At 44.5% G+C, this 18,970-nt stretch carries 13 protein-coding genes; 9 read left to right on the top strand and 4 right to left on the bottom strand.

Translation table 11 applies throughout. From position 1 onward, the window contains the following. The first annotated feature begins 224 nt into the window (after positions 1 to 224). Positions 225 to 2,606, top strand: coding sequence for a TonB-dependent receptor domain-containing protein (locus tag CWC03_RS17715; RefSeq protein WP_138583018.1), 2,382 nt, complete (start codon positions 225 to 227; stop codon positions 2,604 to 2,606). Between the two features lie 341 nt (positions 2,607 to 2,947). Here CWC03_RS17715 and dgt read toward each other — a convergent pair whose 3' ends face one another. Then, a complete protein-coding gene (dgt, locus tag CWC03_RS17710) occupies positions 2,948 to 4,471 on the bottom strand; it encodes a dGTPase (protein ID WP_138583017.1) in 1,524 nt (507 codons plus the stop codon). 258 nt (positions 4,472 to 4,729) lie between these two features. Here dgt and CWC03_RS17705 point away from each other — a divergent pair, with 258 nt between their 5' ends. From CWC03_RS17705 to CWC03_RS17685, 5 genes are all read left to right on the top strand, one after another. Beyond that, on the top strand, positions 4,730 to 5,173 hold the full coding sequence (locus tag CWC03_RS17705) for a hypothetical protein (RefSeq protein ID WP_171040277.1): 444 nt from the start codon (positions 4,730 to 4,732) through the stop codon (positions 5,171 to 5,173). A 189-nt stretch (positions 5,174 to 5,362) separates the two neighbouring features. Then, on the top strand, positions 5,363 to 6,133 hold the full coding sequence (locus CWC03_RS17700; RefSeq protein ID WP_138583015.1) for a hypothetical protein: 771 nt from the start codon (positions 5,363 to 5,365) through the stop codon (positions 6,131 to 6,133). 24 nt (positions 6,134 to 6,157) lie between these two features. Beyond that, on the top strand, positions 6,158 to 6,511 hold the full coding sequence (locus CWC03_RS17695) for a hypothetical protein (RefSeq protein ID WP_138583014.1): 354 nt from the start codon (positions 6,158 to 6,160) through the stop codon (positions 6,509 to 6,511). A gap of 126 nt (positions 6,512 to 6,637) precedes the next feature. Further along, complete coding sequence (locus CWC03_RS17690) at positions 6,638 to 7,777, top strand: DUF1570 domain-containing protein (protein ID WP_138583013.1); 1,140 nt, start codon at positions 6,638 to 6,640, stop codon at positions 7,775 to 7,777. 635 nt (positions 7,778 to 8,412) lie between these two features. Further along, a complete protein-coding gene (locus CWC03_RS17685; protein WP_138583012.1) occupies positions 8,413 to 9,654 on the top strand; it encodes a UPF0149 family protein in 1,242 nt (413 codons plus the stop codon). Between the two features lie 90 nt (positions 9,655 to 9,744). Here CWC03_RS17685 and CWC03_RS17680 read toward each other — a convergent pair whose 3' ends face one another. Next, positions 9,745 to 11,436, bottom strand: a complete 1,692-nt coding sequence (locus tag CWC03_RS17680; RefSeq protein ID WP_138583011.1) for a hemolysin D — start codon at positions 11,434 to 11,436, stop codon at positions 9,745 to 9,747. A 387-nt stretch (positions 11,437 to 11,823) separates the two neighbouring features. Between CWC03_RS17680 and lodA the strand changes: the two genes are divergently transcribed. Together lodA and lodB are read left to right on the top strand one after the other, a co-directional pair. Next, a complete protein-coding gene (lodA, locus tag CWC03_RS17675) occupies positions 11,824 to 13,908 on the top strand; it encodes a CTQ-dependent lysine 6-oxidase LodA (protein ID WP_138583010.1) in 2,085 nt (694 codons plus the stop codon). A gap of 5 nt (positions 13,909 to 13,913) precedes the next feature. Further along, on the top strand, positions 13,914 to 15,044 hold the full coding sequence (lodB, locus tag CWC03_RS17670; RefSeq protein WP_249314067.1) for a lysine-epsilon-oxidase maturase LodB: 1,131 nt from the start codon (positions 13,914 to 13,916) through the stop codon (positions 15,042 to 15,044). Positions 15,045 to 15,112: 68 nt separating this feature from the next. Here lodB and CWC03_RS17665 read toward each other — a convergent pair whose 3' ends face one another. Further along, a complete protein-coding gene (locus tag CWC03_RS17665; protein WP_138583008.1) occupies positions 15,113 to 15,418 on the bottom strand; it encodes a hypothetical protein in 306 nt (101 codons plus the stop codon). A 112-nt stretch (positions 15,419 to 15,530) separates the two neighbouring features. Between CWC03_RS17665 and CWC03_RS17660 the strand changes: the two genes are divergently transcribed. Beyond that, positions 15,531 to 16,412 carry a LysR substrate-binding domain-containing protein gene (locus CWC03_RS17660; RefSeq protein WP_138583007.1) on the top strand — a complete coding sequence of 294 codons (882 nt, stop codon included), beginning with the start codon at positions 15,531 to 15,533 and terminating at the stop codon, positions 16,410 to 16,412. Positions 16,413 to 16,476: 64 nt separating this feature from the next. On the opposite strand, the gene katG is transcribed toward CWC03_RS17660, so the two are convergent. Next, on the bottom strand, positions 16,477 to 18,663 hold the full coding sequence (katG, locus tag CWC03_RS17655) for a catalase/peroxidase HPI (RefSeq protein WP_138583006.1): 2,187 nt from the start codon (positions 18,661 to 18,663) through the stop codon (positions 16,477 to 16,479). Positions 18,664 to 18,970: the final 307 nt, after the last annotated feature.

The following is an 18,970-nucleotide window of genomic DNA, read 5'->3' as shown; positions in this document are numbered from 1 at the left end:
GTTTGAATATATGGTAGGAGCGGATTTATTCCGCGATCTTAACTCAAATGAACGCCGCATAACTGACAAAAAGAAAAATCAATAAACTCACAAAGGCCCTTAAATATGATCTAAATCAAAAATGCAAATGAGATTAATTATCAATTGCTTTGACTTTTGTTCAGTTTCCATTTAGAGTACGCGCCAAAATTTACTTTAATGCAATAAATTTTGGGATATTAACAATGATAAACACGCCTTTTAAACGTGGTGTACTCTCTGCTTTGGTGCTGTCTGCCCTTAGCCCAGTTGCTTTTGCTGATTCGACAAAAGCGCAGCCAGACATGGAACACATCGTTGTAACTGCGACTGGTTTTGAGCAAAAAATACCAGAAGCACCCGCGAGTATTTCAGTGATCACCGCCGAAGACATTCAAGCTCAGTCCTATACGACTTTGCTTGATGCCGTAAAGTACCAAGAAGGCGTGGACATTGGCACAACTCGAGATAAAACCGGGCAAGGCAGCGTGAGTATGCGTGGTTTAACAGGTGAATATACGCTACTTCTTATCGACGGTAAGCGTCAAAACAACCACGGTGATATCTACCCAAATAATTTTGGTGGTAACGCGTTTAACCATATTCCACCCAAAAGTGCCATTGAGCGTATTGAAGTCATTAGGGGACCTGCCTCTACACTTTACGGCGCAGATGCGATGGGCGGCGTAATCAACATTATTACTAAAAAGTCAGTAGATGAATGGACCGGCAGCATTGATTTTGGCCGAAGCCTACAAACAAACGACCAGTTTGGTGATGACATTACCACTGACTTCAGTATTTATGGACCTTTGGTTAAAGGTTTACTCAATTTTTCTGCTCGCGGCAGCATTTATGAGCGTCAAGCCTCAAACCCTGAGTTTTCACCTGCAGTCGATCCAAATGGTGAGCTGCATCATCGTGAACTTGGTTTTGGGCGCGGTGGCAAAACAGTAGACAACACTAACACCCAATTGGGTGCAACCTTTGTATTCACACCAAACGACAACCACACGGTTACTTTTGACTACGATATCTCAAATCAAGAGTATGATAATACGCCAAACTATGACGTTGAGTCGGGCAAAATTACCTATCCGCTTGGCACTAAAGACAACATCGAATCAATCTGGCAAACACGCCGTGGCAAGGTAAACCCGCGCGCAGGTTATGCGGCGGATCAAGAATTCGACAGAACCTGGTGGTCACTAACGCATCAAGGTACGTTTGACGATATCGAAACTTTTGTGTCTTTGGCATTTGTTGATACCGATAACAATGGGCGTACTATGCCGCTTTCTGTTGCAGAGCGTAAATTACTACAAGCCATGTACGATGGCAGTGGTAAATATGCCGACATGGAAGAGGCTGAGCGTAAAGCGCTTGCTGAGAGCACATTCTTACCACGTTCAAAACGTACACTTAACAGCAGCCAGTATACGCTAGACGCGCGAGTGGATATTCCAGTTGACGATTTATTTGGCGATCATGTGTTTGTGGTGGGCGGTCAGTGGGTTGACGGTGAATTGCAAGATGGCGTATTTGGTATGGAGTCTGGCGTTGACCAAGGCGTTCAGGAGCACCAAATGTACTCGTTATTTGTAGAAGATAACTGGCACTTAAGCGATCCGCTAACAGTTACAGTGGGTGTCCGTCACGATAACCACGATGTATTTGGTAGCCAACTTTCTCCGCGTCTATACGGTGTATACGAGCTGTCTGACGATTGGACAGTAAAAGGCGGGATCAGCACGGGTTATAAAACGCCACAAACGACTGACTTATACAACGGTATCACCGGCTTTGGTGGTCAAGGTACGTCACCGTTTGCTGGTAACCCAGATCTTGAACCAGAAACCAGCGTAAACAACGAAGTTGCATTGTATTGGACGCATCCAACTGAGAACCACAATTTTAATATCACTTACTTCTCAACGGAGTTTGACGATAAAATCGCCCGTGGCGACACCATCAAGAGTTGCTCTGCAACCAATGGTGCAAAACCATGTGTGAATTTGGGCGTATACGACGAGCTTGGCTACGATACTTATAGCCAAAAAATCAATATCGACAAAGTTGAGATCCAAGGTATTGAGCTTGCAGGCCGTTACCAGTTTACCGATGCAGTTTCACTTTACGCAAACTACACCTGGACTGACAGCGAGCAAAAGAGTGGCCCTCAAGAAGGTCAACCACTAACCAATACCGCTGAGCACATGGCAAATGCCACGGTAAACTGGCAAGTAACGGACGAGCTTTCACTAACGCTAAATGCTGAAATGCGCTCTGATCGTTACCGTGGCTGGGACAATAATCTAGACAAAGCCATGTACTACAAAAACTACAACCTACTGCACTTAGGTGCGAAATACACCTTTAACGACAATGTTACTGTGTTTGCGCGTATCAATAACTTATTGGATGAAGACTTTACGTCTTATAGCACGGATTACAACGACTTAAACGGTGATGGTAAATACGAATACCTAAGCGGCCGTGGTGTGGTAAGTGAAGTCGTATTTAGCGACGACTACAACGTAAAAGACAAAGCCCGCAATATTTGGTTTGGTGTAAACGTGACGTTTTAATATCCATGTAAAGCACTACTAGATTACAAAACTCAAAGGAGGTGCAATTTGCACCTCCTTCTTTATTACCACTTGTGCAGGACGCAGCGATCAGTTCTCTACTTTTACCCCACTCGTAGCAGCAGCTTTTCAACAAAATCGCGGGATAAAACCACTCCCACCGCATATCATTACCGCAAGACAACTCCTTAAATGCCACCGCTGGCAGGAGCCGCTTCACGCGGCGATCTTTTCAACAAAATCGTGGGGTGAACCCACTCCCACCATGTAACATGACCGCTGGTAGGAGCCGCTTCATGCGGCGATCTTTTCAAAAAGACCCCGCGATCACGCCCTTAACCTCAATCCAACGCGGTCAACGCACGATAGGTATCATAAGCAAACTGGTCAGTCATACCGCTAATAAAATCCTGAATAAGGCGGCAGCGGTAATAAAACTCAAAAATCGGCTCGGCTTGCTCAGGCTCACTAAGCTTCGCGACCGTTTCGCAGTATACCGCAACATACTTCTTGGAAATTCGATTAATCAATCGCGACTCTATCGCAAAGTCATGCTCGCCATTTAATGCTGCGTTAAACTCGTCGGCGTGTAAATCAAGCACTCGCTGATATTCATTCAATATGCTGCTGGTGATCTTATAACCTTGAAGCTCCAACTGCTCGACTTCTTTATTCGAGAATACCTTGTTGGCCGCCACCGTTTTCAGCGACTTTACAATGGCATGAAGGTGGCTATTATCTTCCAGTAACGAAGCGTTAAAACTCCCTTCGTAGATCGCTTCAATATTATCGATAAAACGCGCTTTGGCATGTTCAGCAAGTGGGTGTAGCAACCCCACGCGGAGCCAAATAAAAAATTCATTATCAAAATTCGCCATATGCTTGCTGGCTTTGTCATTGGCATAGTGCAGCTTTTTACTCATAAGCTCTAACAGCTTGTCATCGGTGATCCCAAATCCTGCGGCGATATTTTGATATTCCTCTATTAAACAGCCCGTTAACTCATCTACGCTAATAATGCCTTTTTCTACAGCGTCTTCCATATCAGCAAGGCAATAAGCTATATCATCAGCGGCTTCCATGATATAAGTCACTGGGTGGCGATTGCCCACTTGTATCTGCAATTTGTCGCACAGCTCACTGACAAAATCACTTTCACTAAAATAGTATCCTGCTTTCTTTTGCAGATAAGACTTATCAATGGCCACGGTTGATTTAGGTGTGGTTGCGCAGCGGGTATACTTCATCACAGTGGCGCATTGTGAATAGGTAAGGTTAAGCCGAGAAAGCGTATGAATAACGCGAATAGCTTGGGCGTTACCCTCAAAACTACAGATATCGAGCAGTAACTCCATTTCTTGATTCAGTACCGCCAGATCCGACGCGTTGCTCTCCTTTGAGCCATACCGAAGTGCCGCCCGAGCACTTTTTGCAAACTGTTGATGCTGGCTCAAATAGCGTTTAAACCAATCATTGATAGCGGCCTCGCCAAAGTGACCAAACGCAGGGTTACCAATATCGTGCATCAAACAGGCCATTTCAGACAGAGTAACCAAACACTCAGACAAATCCACCTGCTGGCCGTTTTTATCTTCATATCGCAGCAAATCTTGCTGACCTTGCTGCACAAGTGCATCAACAATTTTTTTAGCAATGTAACGGCCGTTTTGTTGCACCTCAAGCGAGTGCGTTAAGCGCGAACGCACCGCCGCATTGCGCTCAAGCGGAAACACTTGGGTTTTTTGTTGCAGCCGTCTAAGCGCAGCACTGTTGATAATACGCCCACGGTCGCTTTCAAGGCTACTCGCCTCACTGCCACCGGTATTGTAAGAACGTTCGTTTGTTATTTTATTTTTGAAGTGCATGCGACTTTCCTGTTGAGACCCAAGCTACATTTCCAATGTAGGTGAATGTGGAAAAGTTGTAAACCGAATCGACACCTCGCATAGCCAGCCTACAAGCAAACCTTCATTTTAGGTAAGGTAGCGCAGTACCTCTGCACCGAACTAACAACAGGCAAAAAAACACACCACTGGTTTTCAATTAAATAAGCGCCAAATCAATCCATTGAAGAAGCACAGTTCAAGCTAAACCTTGAAGTTAAAACGCAAAATATTGAACAATTGACCGATTGTATATTGGAGTTAAGCCGCTATCGCCTTGCTAGATATCTTCATACTAAACGTGACAGCAGCGAAATGTCCTTCGTGCCTGCACCACCGGGGTGTGGAAAAGTCGACCCTGAAAAACACTTCTTAGCTCATGCTAGTGGCAATTCTATGAACGGTGGAAAACATCCTATCTTCGATGAGGACTTGTTACCACTCGAACGGATCACATCAAGCAATGCAGGATCAATTACAAATACCACTACCGCCATCGAGCGCTTTGACGCAGCTGGCGAAGAACAATTTTTACTACGAGATGTAAGAAAACAGATTGATGCGCAAGGTGAAGTAACCTACTTACTTGTGGCAAGAAACCCAGAGTATGCAGTAATGGAAGCCAACGATGAGTTTGTGACGTTTGCGCGGTTGAGAGAAATTTTGAAACTCCCTGTGAACTAACGCAAGGTAGGTATGAGCTGTCAGCGTCAAAGAGGAGCTGGTATTGATTTAATAAACAGATAGGTTTCTCTATCAACATAACGGATGATAGATTACAGCTTGAACTATATGTAGATGGATTGTAAATTTATTTATCGTTAAAAACTTTGATTGTATTTCAAAACTTTGGCCACTAGGACACGCAAACAAATGGATAGCTCAGCGTCACAACAACACAACACAGTAAAAAAAGCGGCTTTATTTTCATTTAATAAATTGATTGCTTTTACCGTTTTTATTACCAGTATCGTCATTGGCGCATATGCAACTGATCTTGTTGAGATAGTGAAGGCCTACGTGCTTTATTCTGGAAGTAGTTTGATTCGTTTTATACCAATTTTGGTGCTTAGTGTGGTGATGATAGGTTATTTGTATTATCAATTTGAGCGAGCTGGACTAAGCACTTTTAGGAGATTCATAAAGTCAATGTCAACTGTGTTTGTATGTGTAGCATTTTTTTCAGCAGGGATGTTTCTAAAAGATCCTTGGATATCACTTTCCATGTTCAATGATGAATACGATGGCCCCGTCAAAACTTTTCAACACTACGCGGGGTTTGAAGTAAAGAAGGGTAAATGTGAAAAGCGTGGTAAAAATCTTACTTGCTCCTTTTACGCTATTAATCTGCTTCCTCGTGATAATGCTTTTAGAATTAGAAATAAAAGTTATGCGATTGATCATAAAGATAGTCAAGCTAGATTACTTGCATACTATGTAGGTGAAAAGCGTTACGGTAGTTATAACTCTGATTACTTTACTGTTCCAGTGGGCAGTAAGCGAATGTTTAAAATGGAGTTTGAGCTTTCATCGGATGAAAAAATGGTATTTGCTCCGTACTTGTCAGTAGTGCTGGATGCAGAACATCATGAAGAAAAGCATCTCAATTTTAGATCGATGAAGGTTGTAGACTATATTCAGTAGTCTGAGGTTTTACAAAGGTGAATTATGAACCAAGCCCTTAAATTTTTACTGTCTATTATGATCGTCATCGTGACTTTTATCGTTTCAGCCACTTTGGCGGGGATGTTGGCGGAGTATGCGGGCTGGTGGAAGAAGCCGGTGATAGGTGGTGTTGCAGCGGCTTGTGTGGTGTTGTCGGGTTATATAAGTGCGCCGGTGTATAAGCTGTATTCTGCGGCGGTGTGGTTATTGATTGGTGCAGGTGCTGCTTGGGTGATGTCGAGTGTGTTTATGTATGCTGAGGATGCAGGCACTTCAGTGCCTTTGTATGTAACCCATGCAAGTGGTGTGTTTGCTTTGGCGCTTTGCTGGATTTGGGAGCGTCGCAAGGTTGTGTGATGGTTTGGTTTTCTGGAATAGGATGCAAGAGATCGCCGCGTAAAGCGGTTTCTAACTGCGGGATTCTAACTTGGTTATTCTTACTATCAGGATATTTCAATAAAAAATAGGATTGAGGGTCAAGGAATGAAGGGCGCTTGGAGCGAGTGGAAGGAGGCTATTTTTAAGGCCTGCTTAGTTGTGTTTTCTGTGTTGTTGTTTCTCTTTTTTGATGGCCGTGAGTTTTGGTTTACTCAGATACAGCCTCAGCTAACCAATATGCTAAGCAACCAAAAAACTGAATTAAATAGTGCGCCAGTGGTTTCAGAGCAAAAGTTCAAACAACCAAGTTCAGTTCAGTCAACAAACGGAGATACTTTTGACCATCAAACGAGTTTAAGACAGTTTGGTCGTTGTGCTTCTCAGCAAGCTGAGGGGATTAAATACCGTGTTGAGAATGGGATATACACTTGGGTTGATGAAAGAGGCATTACGAATTACTCGGATAAAAAACCGAGTTTTGCGGCTAAGCATTATCAGCCAGAGCGTAATCGTGCTCTTGATTTCTTTGACCTCAATATCTCCGGTCCAAATATCACGGATCAGTTTAAAAACACCTTGAGCGCTAAACTGAATGCCGTATTTAGAGGGTATACCAGTATTGTTGGCTTGGACGCGATGCAAAAGGTGACGCTCAGGATCAAGGTGCTACCTAATCGGCGCGAATATGAGCGAGTGGTTAAATCCTATGGTGGCAATCCAAAGGGTAATGTTGGTCTCTACTTGGGTAGATACAACCTTGCTTTGGTTGAGCAGAGAAATCATCATGCGACGATGCAAACTGCCGTTCATGAAGCGGTGCACGCTATTAATCAGGCTGTGATTGGATATACGCCGCGTTGGTTAAATGAGGGACTTGCAGGCTATTTTCAAACCGTAAAAGTGACGATGCAGGTCGGCACTGTTGCACCAAATCAAGCTAGATTACATCGCGGTTATATTACAGGGCGAGTGTTATCGCCTTATGAGCTTATCAATGCAGAATCCAAATGGAAGTCTTACAATTCTGAGCTGATGTATAAAAGTAGTTGGGCGACCATCCATTTTTTGATGTCTACCACGACTGGTAGACTGAGTTTGAAAAAGTTGATGCTGCAAGAGCAAACTGAGCGATGTCGTGCTTTGAGTAACCGAGAGTCACAAGCTCTGTTACGTGCACATTATCCAAACATAGTTGATAGATTCGCCAGCTTTATACAAAGTCCAGTAGAGCCGCAAAGGTTGTGATCCTGAGTTTGATGTAAAGATCGCCGCGTAAAGCGGCTCCCACCAGCGGGGGCTAGTTTGGTTGGGGCGGATTTATTCCGCGATGTTTTTTGTAAAGATCGCCACGTAAAGTGGCTCCTACCAGTGGGGGCTAATGTGGTGGGAGTGGATTTATTCCGCGATGTTGCTGTATGGACCGCCACGTAAAGTGGCTCCTACCAGCGGGGAGCTAGTGTGGTGGGAGTGGATTTATTCCGCGATGTTTTTTTGTTGAGATCGCCGCGTAAAGCGGCTCCTACCAGCAGGTCTAGTGTGGTGAGAGCGGGTTGGCTCCGCGATGCTTTCTGTAAAGATCGCCGCGTGAAGCGCCTTCCATCAGCGGGGCTAGTGTGGTGGGAGCGGATTTATTCCGCGATGTTTTATGAAAAGATCGCCGCGTAAAGTGGCTCCTACCAGCGGGGGCTAGTGTGGTGAGAGCGGATTGGCTTCGCAATGTTTTATGTAGAGATCGCCGCGTAAAGCGACCCCACCTGCGTGAAGTGGTTTTTACCAGTGGGATCTAGTATGGTAGGAGTGGATTTACTCCGCGATGTTTTGTGTAGAGATCGCCGTGTAAAGCGGGCCCTACCTACCCAATTATTAAAGGAATGTTCTATATGACTCCAAGTGCGTTACGCAAAGCAGTTAATGCCTTTTCTAAAGATACTCAGCATCAACCGGATTATTATTTTGTTGAAGGTTATTTGATTGGCAAAGTTGCCATTAATGATATTGCTGAAATACACGAGTGGTTGCCTGAGCTCTTTGGTGATTACACGGCTATTTACCGTGCTCAGTTAGAGGCCTTAATGGATTTACATGAGCAGTGCGTTTCAAGCTTGGATGGCAAAACTTATAAGTTGCCAAAAGAGTGTGCGCTCTCTAAGCAAGACTTTGCAGCATCATTAGCAGAAGGGGCTCCGTTACCGAGCTTTTGTCTTGGTCTGCTCAAAGCTTTGGAAAAAGTATCTTTTGAGAACTTGTCACTAGAGCAGAAAGGTGCGGTAAATGAATTACAACAGCAGCTAACCGGATTTACTAGCTTAGATGCAGCAAAGGCGGCATTTTCAAACGCTGAGCCCACGGTGCCTTTTGAGCGGGAGGCTCATGACGTAAAGCGTTATTTGGCAGGCGCGATTATGGAGTTAGGGGATACTTTAATTTGGGATCCTGAGTTAGACAACGAGCTCGGAGCGTTTGAATTTGAAGAAGATTTTGATGAAGAACAGGAAGAAATAAGAAACTCACTGATTGAGAACTTACTCAAATTGACTCACATCGATTCAATCCCTTTACTTGACCAGTTTATTCATAATGAAGAACAAGACTTTATTACGCCTGATTATATTGAGGAAAATCAAGGCAATTTTTGGCTTATCCACGAAACCAGACCTTATATGTTTATTCGTTACCATAAAGCGCGGATTTACTTTTGGGCAGACAAAGTACAAGAGGCGGTTGATGAACTAGAAGTGCTGCTGCGACTTAATCCAAACGATAATCAGGCCTGTCGATATATGTATGTGAACGGTTTAGTTATCTTAAAACAGTGGGATAAACTACAAGCTTGCCTTGATGAATATGAAGAAGAGAGCATTTTTATGCTATCTGCAGAGGCGTTGATGCGCTTTGTACAGGATGGCGAGAGCAAAGCTTTGAATGAGCTAAAAACGACAATCAAAGGGTACAATAAGCACTTTATCAAGATGCTTACAGGTCAAGAAAAGACTAAGCAAAAAGAGATATATGGCTACACATTGGGTTCAAAAGAAGAAGTCTTAAGTTATATAGATTGTGGTGGCAAAAAAGCCTGGTTAAGCGTTGAAGGAAGCCTCTTTTGGCTGCGCAAGAAAAGTTAATCGAACTTTGCTTCAGGCTTGCTGAGTGAGTCGACAATTTAGAAAAAGGCCCTAAATTGGATAGGGCCTGCTGGTTGGGGTTGTGTTAAGTTATAGGCCTTCAATCATCCACTTCGCGGATAACTGGTCCGGCTCGCCATGGCGATTTAACTCAGGTTGGTTTTGCGCTTGGTTAAACCAAATATACTGCTGCCAAAATTGATTTTTGATATTCCAAACACCACCTTGATAAATCAACGAGTAGAGTGCTTGCTTAGGGGAGTCTACGAGCTTGAGATAACCTGCGCTTTTGCTGCTGTAACTTAAAAACAGTGAAGGGGCCTGAGTGGCTCTAAAATAGTGTTGACCCTGAGCATTGGTTACCTGAATTAAATCGAGAGGCTCATTTGGGCTAAAGGAAATTCGGGTATCATTGTTTAGGGTCTGTGCTGCTAAATACTGGTTATTTACTGGCGACTTTATCGTGATTTGTGTGCCCGTATCTGCACTTAACTGCGGATATGTCCAGCCGCTTGGTGGCGTTTGCCAGGTTAGAGATTTCCAGCGCCAGTTGTAGGGAATATCTAAGTGTGGGTCGTTAAGATCTTCAAAACCAGGTTCGGCTTCAATATTAAAAAGACATTGGTTTCGCTCTGCATCTAGCTGTGCAACACGCTCAGCTTGGTTCGTTGTGCCTACATTTAACTCCGCCATACAGGCTTCGAGCGACTTCCCTTTTCCTGACTCATTAGGGGCCAGTACATAAGTATGGTCACGTTTATTTTCGTCCTCATACCAAGCCAGCATAGCTGCCTCGTCAAACGACAACCAGTTTTGTACCAATAGCTGTGCTTCTTGCTCGGCTACGCTACGTCTTTGTGCTTTTGGTGTTGCCATTGTGCGAATAAACGCAGCCCAGAGATCTTTACTGGCCTCCAGCGCGACAATCGCGACCGGTTTCATGCTGCTAATACGATAAGACTGCCAGCCAGACTCTAGGCGTGTATTCGCTTGCCAGATCACATCGCCACTGGTGAAGTTGAGCACATCTTTGGTGTCGTGCGAATGCTGCTCGGCACCCTCAGAGCAAAGGTAAGCTTTTACTTGCCAAACCTTTTCGTAGTTATCTTGTGGAAGCCTTACCGTATGCTCTGGACTAAATGAGTCTTGAAATAGGTGAACGGCACGGCCAAACAAAAAATAATTATGATCTACTTCCGCAAGGGCGGCGTGACCACCACCATCCCACACTTTGAGGCGCTTTTCCTCAGCCATAGCCGCATCAATAAAATGTTGAACAAAGCGCTTTTGCGCGCGATAAGCTGCATCTACACCACCTTGACCTGCAATATCATCATAGCGGCGCATAAAGTGATCTAGCTGAATGTCGGCTGGTTCTTGCGAGACTGCGCTAAAGCAGTTTGGGCCGGTAGGATCGGTACTGGCGTTGGTGACGTTAAATCCAGCAATATCAACCCAACGCTCACCGACAATGGCGGAGTTCACACTGTCGTATCTTGGTTCATAGAGCGGGTTGTTGTTTAACTGGGACTGGAGTCGAGTAACTTCATCTTGTGCGGTATGTAATGCGATGTTCTTTGCCAGACCATAGCGCCAAGCGTGCCTAGGGTCGTTAGGATCTGGTTCGATAATATGTTCGGCATCCAGCACCTCAAGTGCTGCGGTGCGGGTTAACCATTCATGTCCCATGGGCATGATCCCTTGTCCACCAAACTGGGTGAATGCTTGAACCGTACTGCTTAATGCAAGCCCTAGTGCAAATGTGAGCGGCTTTATTTTCATATCTACTCCTTGAAAACTAAACGCAAAAAATAATGTTTTTACTCAACTGAGGGACAAGGATTATAATTTGTGAAATAAATGTTTCAATAGATTTCTGTTTGTAACGAATAAGTTTTCTAATCACCTGATTTGTTTTTTGAGTGTTAGGTTCTTACATGCTTTAAAAAATATAAAAATATTTTCTATTTAATATCAGTTTATTGAGGTTTTTTATGTTCGTGTTTTATGTTCTGTAATGAAGTGAAATATGCACATTTTATGGCTAGTGCTACAGTTACTCTACTTAGTTGAGACCCAATTTAAGCGAAAGTTAGCGCACGCTTGAATATTGTTTGTTAACAAGTGTGTTGTTTTGTGCCGTGGTTACTATATCTAAAGGATATAAATATGAACTATTCACTTCACCCCTCTGTCGGTGTCGCAAGACTCGGCAATAGCGATGGTCAGTTTTATTTAGCACCAGACAAAATAGGCGGTTTACCATTTGAATCTGATGAATGGGGCAATAAGATAGATAGCCCTGTCAGTCAGTTTAAAGACGCAGAAGGCCGGATCCGCAGGCAGGGCCAACCCTTTAAAATCATTGACGAAAATAACAATGAGCTAACGTTATCGAGCGATAACGTTAAATCAATTAGTTGGACCGTACACGTCGCGAATAAAAAGGCGGCATGGTATGAATTTAATGAACTACAAGGCAACTTACTCTATGGTCAAGATAATAGTTATAGCAATCGCAACACGCCTTGGCGTAATGCGGATGCAACGGATCGCCGAAGCTTAATTATTGATCCAGGTCCAAGAACGATATCTGGTGCAAATGCAAAAGCTGAATTTGACGCCGACAGTGCGCCTGCAGGATATCCGGTTAGTTTCCCTCCTAAACCATGCCAAGGCACAGAAATAAAGTCGCTCGGAGACATATTAACCGATAACGAAGGTCGCTTAGTGGTACTTGGCGGTAAAGGGAATGCGGGTGGTAACCAGCCTCTTGAATCTTACGGTGGTGCGGACACGTGGCATGATGATATTGCGGACGGAACTGTGTATTGCACGGTTACGTTTGACGATGGTAAAACCTTGCAACTCTCTGCTTGGGTAATTGTTGGTTCTCCGGATTTTGCACCGGAAATCGTCAATATCTCCAACCTTAGTGATACTATGTTTGACGTTGCGGTGCGCGAACAAAACTTATGCCCTGAGCTTTACAGCAATGGTGAGTATCAATCTTCTTATCAGGCAAATTATTACCAAGATATTGAGCCGATTATCCAGCGTATTAGCCGTTATCAGTGGGTATCAAATGTCCAATCTATGTCGGCATTTGTTTCAAATATCTTTGATTTTAAAGACAACTCTGAAGATAACAAGGCCAATCGTCAGGCTTACTTTAAGTACTTTAGACAGCCAGTTGACCCAGCCACAGTGCAGCAAACTCCGCCAAACGAGCAAACCAATCAGCAACTCTTCGAGTATGGTATTGAGGGTAATTTACCACTGATGCCAATGAACTCTGGCAGTAACTCGGTGAGCAACGCTGAAGACAATATTGTCGATAAGTTTTTAACGTTAACGCAGACCCAATACTTCTTACTGAGCCAGTGGGCTGCTGGTAACTTTTCAAGTGCTAAACCTTCAACACCACAGAGCGCAGTCGATGAGTTTGGCATATTTTATGCGGATCAAGGTAGTGTGGGTAATTGCGTCGGCTTACCCATGTGTCCGGGGATTGAAGTCACTTGGAGTTTACAAAATCCAGCGGTGTACTCGGCGCCTTATATCATCAAAGATCAAAGTATGGGTAATGGCTTTCCAAGCGGCTTGGATGCTGAGCGTGATGAGTGTGAAGGTGGTGGTTGTCAGCCTGGAGATTTAACCAAGCGCATGGCATGTCCGTGGCAAGCAGACTTTTTCAACTGTACTATTCAAAATGTGAACTTTACCGAGCCAACGGTGAATAAAGTGAACGTTGGCACGGAAGACGATCCGCAAATGGTGCCAGCTGCCCCAACTTACTACAGTTACTGGTGGCCACCGCAAAGCCCGTGGGATGTATTGACGAATCAATTTGATGATCAATCACTTACCCATTTGCCTGCAGGCCAGCAAGTCAACTATGCACGTGGTATCAATAGTTTTGTGCAAATGGTTGAGCATTGGTCGGCACTTGGTTTTATCCGCAATCAAAATAGTGATGAACCGAATTTCCCTTACTTTACGGAAATCGAACGTAATCACCAATTGTTTGCGTATAAGGATGTACCTGTCTCCGATATTACTGGGAATTGCCAAGACGACGGAACCGATATTCCGGTGTTTTATATTCCTGATGATCTTAAAGATCATTTGTCTTGCGGGTGCTCTAAGGCCAAAGCAATATTAAAAGGACTTGAAGAAAAAATGGCGAAGCCAATTACGCAAAAACGAGCTGCGAAAAAAGTGCCTCGCAGCGGTACTCGAACAAGACGGTAATGGATATGAATGGTACTCACGAATGTGATGTGCTAGTAATTGGTGCTGGCCCTGCCGGGGCTAGCACCGCTTTAAACTTGCTCAATCACACAGACCTATCAGTCATTTTAATCGAGCAGTCTGATTTACAAAAATTAAGAATTGGCGAAAGTGTCTCTGCAAGTGTGTTTTCGGTATTGGACTATTTGCAGATAGACAGAGCGGATTTCGGTCCGCACTGTTTTACTCCAACTCAAGGTAATAGTGCGTTTTGGGGAAGTGAGCAATCGGCTAATCGTCATGCGATTTTTGCACCAGACCGAGCAACCTATCAAATTAATCGCGAGATATTTGATCTAACCTTGCTCGAAAGCACGATCCAGCGCGGTGGAACGATATTCCCGCGCACTAAAAGCAAAGCAATCACTCAGTTACAAGACGGTCGATACTCTGTGGTGGTGAGTCATCCTGACTATGGTCAGTTTATTATTGTTTGCGAGTATCTTGTTGATGCGTCAGGGCGTAATTCGCCTATTGGCAGATCTCTAGGAGCGTCTGTTCAGCAATATGACAGACTTACTGGGGTTGGTGCCTTCTTTAAAGTAAAGCGGGGGGCGCTCGAGCAACTGCAATTAATTGAAAGCGATGAATTTGGCTGGTGGTACAGTGCGGCGCTTTCTCACGATATGCTAGTTGTAACGTATTTCAGTGATTTTGAATTGCTCTCAAAGCAGCGCCTAAATCGTCTGACACAGTGGCAAGCGCACTTAGGTAGTAGTAACTATATGTCACGGCGGGTAGAGGATGCAAAGATGGTCGATGAAAACCTATGGATCCGACCTGCCGGGAGTCATTTTAGCAGTTTTGCTCATCTCAAAAATTATTTACCTGTGGGGGATGCGGCTTGTGCGTTTGACCCTATTTCTTCTATGGGATTAGGGTTTGCCATGACATCGGGGTGCCAAGCGGCAGCCATTATCGGCAATACCAAAACATCTCAAGCATTTATGCATCGCAGCAAAGTATATCAGCAAGACTTAGCGCATCAGTTTGATCAGTATTTAGCGCTAAAGCAGCAGTTTTATAATAAGGAAAAACGTTGGTGTGACGCGCCGTTTTGGTTCAAGCGGCAGCAACTTATCAATCAGGTTGCTTAACTGAAACTAACCGAAGAATAACAACTGCTTACTTACAAGTTGTTATTCTGATTTCGGGTTAGCTTATATTAAAGCAAACTTAAAATGTGTTTGGCGTTTTGTCGGGCAAGGCAGCCCTTGACGGGATCGGTTGAAAACGTTTTAGCCGATATCTCCCTAGGCTCCCCTTCATGAAGTACATCACCGCTATAGACCTTAACTCGGCAGGTCGTTTTGTTTTGCTCTTCTGAATAAACAAGCTCCACTTTTTCGGCCTTCATAATTAAGTTTTTGTAAGGGTATCCCGCATCGGTAAATACTTTTTCAGTTTGTACCTGATCGGATGTTGATGCGAGTGCTGCTAGAGGAAATGCAAGAATAATTGCATATTTCATGATAAAGACTCCTTCCGTCTCTGATTTCACTGCTAAGTATTGTGTGCATTCATAAAACTGACAAACTAGAAATTCTGACCTATAGTTAAGTTTTAATTAAGTAAGGCGGCGAATGAAATCACCTCCACTCAAAGGACTTTGGTATTTTAAAACGGCGGCGGAATTAGGCAGTTTTAAGCAGGCGGCGGAAGCCTTATTTGTGACTCAAGCTGCCGTGAGTCAACAGATAAGAACCCTTGAGCAACAGCTTGGTTGTATGTTATTTGAACGACAAACAAGAAAGGTATTGCTAACTCAGCAAGGACAAGACTTGTTGCCTTACTTACACAAGGCCTTTGGGCAAATGGAAATGGGCTTGTCGACGTTAAAGTCAGATCCTAACCCAAACACTATTAACCTGTCGGTTTTGCCTTCATTTGCTACTTGTTGGCTTTTGCCTAGATTGGCGAGCTTCAATAAGGCATTACCAAACTACCAGCTACGTATTGATCCAACCGAGCAACTCGCTGATTTTAACCACGACGATATCGATATTGGGATCCGCTTTGGGTTTGGTAACTATCCGGGACTGAAAAGCGAACTCATCGCGGAGGATGAGTTAGTTCTTGCCTACCGCCCTGGACTAATTGACCCAAACAAATCGCTGCGAGAGCAGCTATCTAAACTCAATTTTATCTATGATGAAGGCCGGGATAATGAGCATGCGTGGCTTGAGCTAAACAAGCAATTGGGTTTGAGTGGTCATACATTCAGTAATCTTAAAATTGATAATGCAGCATTAGTTCAGCAGGCAACGGTTGCAGGGCAAGGATTTTCTTTGTTACGTCGACGTTTAGTGAATCAATCTTTAGAGCTTGGTCAGTTAGAAATCTACCCTGACTTTGCATGGTTATGTGAATATCGTTATTTCTTGGTCGCACCTGAGCGACACTTTGAGTGGCCTAAATTAAAGGCATTTCGGGATTGGATAGTTGCTGAACTTAGCGCATGTTGAAATAGTAAATAAATAGACCAAGCCACTGTTAAATATACACCAGTGGCTTGGCTGAGTTATACAGCTATTTTAGGTCAAATCGGTCTGCATTCATTACTTTTGTCCATACCTCAACAAAGTCACGGACAAACTTCTCTTTGCTATCATCTTGTGCGTATACTTCGGCGTAAGCGCGCAAGATAGAGTTAGAACCAAAGACAAGATCAACGCGAGTCGCGGTCCATTTTACCGTGTTCGTGTCGCGTGTTTTTATCTCGTATAGGTTCTCTCCACTTGGCTCCCAACGATATGCCATATCGGTCAAGTTGACGAAAAAGTCATTACTCAAAGTGCCAATGTTATCGGTAAATACGCCATGCGATGTTTGCCCATGATTGGTGCCTAGCACGCGCATTCCGCCGATCAGTACGGTCATTTCCTTGGCTGTGAGGCCCATCAGTTGGGCTCTATCAAGTAGCATTTCTTCTGGTTTTACGCTGTAGTGGTGTTTTTGCCAGTTGCGAAAACCGTCATGTACAGGCTCTAATACATCAAATGACTCAATGTCGGTTTGCTCGTCTGTGGCATCGCCTCGCCCAGCGGCAAAAGGCACTTGGATTGACACACCGGCATTTTTAGCCGCTTGTTCAACAGCAGCGCAGCCACCCAATACGATTAAATCAGCCATGCTTACGGTAGGCGTAAAATTACTTTGCACGACTTCTAATGCCGCGAGCACTTTCGCTAGACGCTCTGGTTCATTTCCAGGCCAATCCTTCTGTGGGGTTAGGCGGATCCTCGCACCATTTGCACCACCTCTATAATCGGAATATCTAAACGTTCTCGCACTATCCCACGCGGTGGCTACTAATTCTGAAAGCGTCACATTGGTAGCTAGAATCTGTTGCTTGAGGGCGCTAATTTCACTGTCGTTTAGGGTGTAGTTAACGCTGGGGACTGGATCTTGCCAAAGCAGGTCTTCATTGGGTACTTCAGGGCCAAGGTAACGACTTTTAGGGCCAAGGTCGCGGTGGGTGAGCTTAAACCAAGCTCTGGCAAAAACATCGTTAAAATAGTCGGGGTCGGCGTAGAATTTCTCTGAAATTTTACGATAAGCAGGGTCCATTTTCAGCGCCATATCGGCATCTGTCATCATCGGCATGCAGCGTTTGGACGCGTCTTCAGCATCAACCGGCTTATCTTCTTCTTTTATATTAATAGGCTGCCATTGCCACGCGCCCGCAGGGCTTTTGGTTTGCTCCCATTCGTATGTGAACAGCAAGTAGAAATAGCCATTGTCCCATTGAGTTGGGTTCGTCGTCCAAGCGCCTTCGATACCGCTGGTTACTGCATTAGAACCAATGCCACGTGAGCTGTGATTCATCCAGCCAAAACCTTGTTCATGCAAGTCTGCGCCTTCGGGCTCCGGGCCTAATTCATCGGCATTGCCATTACCGTGCGCTTTACCCACCGTGTGTCCACCAGCGGTTAGGGCAACGGTTTCTTCATCGTTCATAGCCATTCGAGCGAAGGTAACACGCATATCTTCAGCTGTTTTTAGCGGATCGGGATTACCATCTACGCCCTCAGGATTAACGTAGATAAGACCCATCATCACAGCGGCAAGCGGATTTTCTAAATCGCGTTCGCCGCTATAGCGACTGTTTTGGTTATTAGAGGGAGCCAGCCACTCTTTTTCGCTTCCCCAATAGGTATCCTTTTCTGGATGCCAGATATCTTCTCGGCCACCGGCAAAGCCAAAGGTTTTGAATCCCATTGACTCATAAGCAACGTTGCCTGCCAGCACGATTAAATCGGCCCACGAAATACGATTGCCATATTTCTTTTTAATAGGCCAAAGTAAACGCCGTGCTTTATCTAAGTTTCCGTTGTCCGGCCAACTGTTCAGCGGAGCAAAGCGCTGATTCCCCGTGTTTGCACCACCGCGACCATCCGCAACACGATAACTGCCCGCAGCGTGCCATGCCATTCTGATCATTAATCCTCCATAGTGTCCCCAGTCGGCGGGCCACCATGGCTGAGAGTCTGTCATAAGTTGCTCGAGATCTTCTTTCAGGGCGGGGTAATCAAGACTGTTAAAGGCGATTTTGTAATCAAAATTGGCGTCCATCGGATCGGTTTTCGTATCGTGCTGATGCAATATGTCTAGGTTCAGGCTATTTGGCCACCACTGGTGCTCGCTATGCTCTGACGACGTATTGGCACCATGTGCAAAAGGACAAATCGATGGTGTGTTTTGCTTGTTATCCATGGGAGATCCTTGTTTGTTCGATGACGGAAGATTGCTAAGGTCTATTGTCTTTTAAGTTTGTTTTTGCAGAAGTTTGATTGATATGTACATTGGGCAAGTTGTACGCCGTGAGCAAAACACGCTCAGAGGAACAAAAATCAAATCGCAAAGACTAATAAACTCTAGGGCCTGTTGATCTTTCAAGTTTGTTTTTGCAGCAGTTTGATTGGTATTTATACAAGGCAGAGCCAGCGTAGCATAGTCACTCTATGTAAGTCTGGCGATAAAGACTTTGTGCTCCTGCAAAGTCACCTTACCCCACATCCTT

It is taken from the genome of Pseudoalteromonas sp. S2755 (assembly GCF_005886535.1).
GTDB lineage: Bacteria > Pseudomonadota > Gammaproteobacteria > Enterobacterales > Alteromonadaceae > Pseudoalteromonas.
This window is presented reverse-complemented; position numbering and strand designations above follow the sequence as displayed.

Excerpts from the sequence above, each read along its gene's own strand:
- CWC03_RS17715 (WP_138583018.1), top strand. The coding sequence starts at position 225 with ATGATAAACACGCCTTTTAAACGTGGTGTACTCTCTGCTTTGGTGCTG.
- dgt (WP_138583017.1), bottom strand. The coding sequence starts at position 4,471 with ATGCACTTCAAAAATAAAATAACAAACGAACGTTCTTACAATACCGGT.
- CWC03_RS17700 (WP_138583015.1), top strand. The coding sequence starts at position 5,363 with ATGGATAGCTCAGCGTCACAACAACACAACACAGTAAAAAAAGCGGCT.
- CWC03_RS17695 (WP_138583014.1), top strand. The coding sequence starts at position 6,158 with ATGAACCAAGCCCTTAAATTTTTACTGTCTATTATGATCGTCATCGTG.
- CWC03_RS17690 (WP_138583013.1), top strand. The coding sequence starts at position 6,638 with ATGAAGGGCGCTTGGAGCGAGTGGAAGGAGGCTATTTTTAAGGCCTGC.
- CWC03_RS17685 (WP_138583012.1), top strand. The coding sequence starts at position 8,413 with ATGACTCCAAGTGCGTTACGCAAAGCAGTTAATGCCTTTTCTAAAGAT.
- CWC03_RS17680 (WP_138583011.1), bottom strand. The coding sequence starts at position 11,436 with ATGAAAATAAAGCCGCTCACATTTGCACTAGGGCTTGCATTAAGCAGT.
- lodA (WP_138583010.1), top strand. The coding sequence starts at position 11,824 with ATGAACTATTCACTTCACCCCTCTGTCGGTGTCGCAAGACTCGGCAAT.
- lodB (WP_249314067.1), top strand. The coding sequence starts at position 13,914 with ATGAATGGTACTCACGAATGTGATGTGCTAGTAATTGGTGCTGGCCCT.
- CWC03_RS17665 (WP_138583008.1), bottom strand. The coding sequence starts at position 15,418 with ATGAAATATGCAATTATTCTTGCATTTCCTCTAGCAGCACTCGCATCA.
- CWC03_RS17660 (WP_138583007.1), top strand. The coding sequence starts at position 15,531 with ATGAAATCACCTCCACTCAAAGGACTTTGGTATTTTAAAACGGCGGCG.
- katG (WP_138583006.1), bottom strand. The coding sequence starts at position 18,663 with ATGGATAACAAGCAAAACACACCATCGATTTGTCCTTTTGCACATGGT.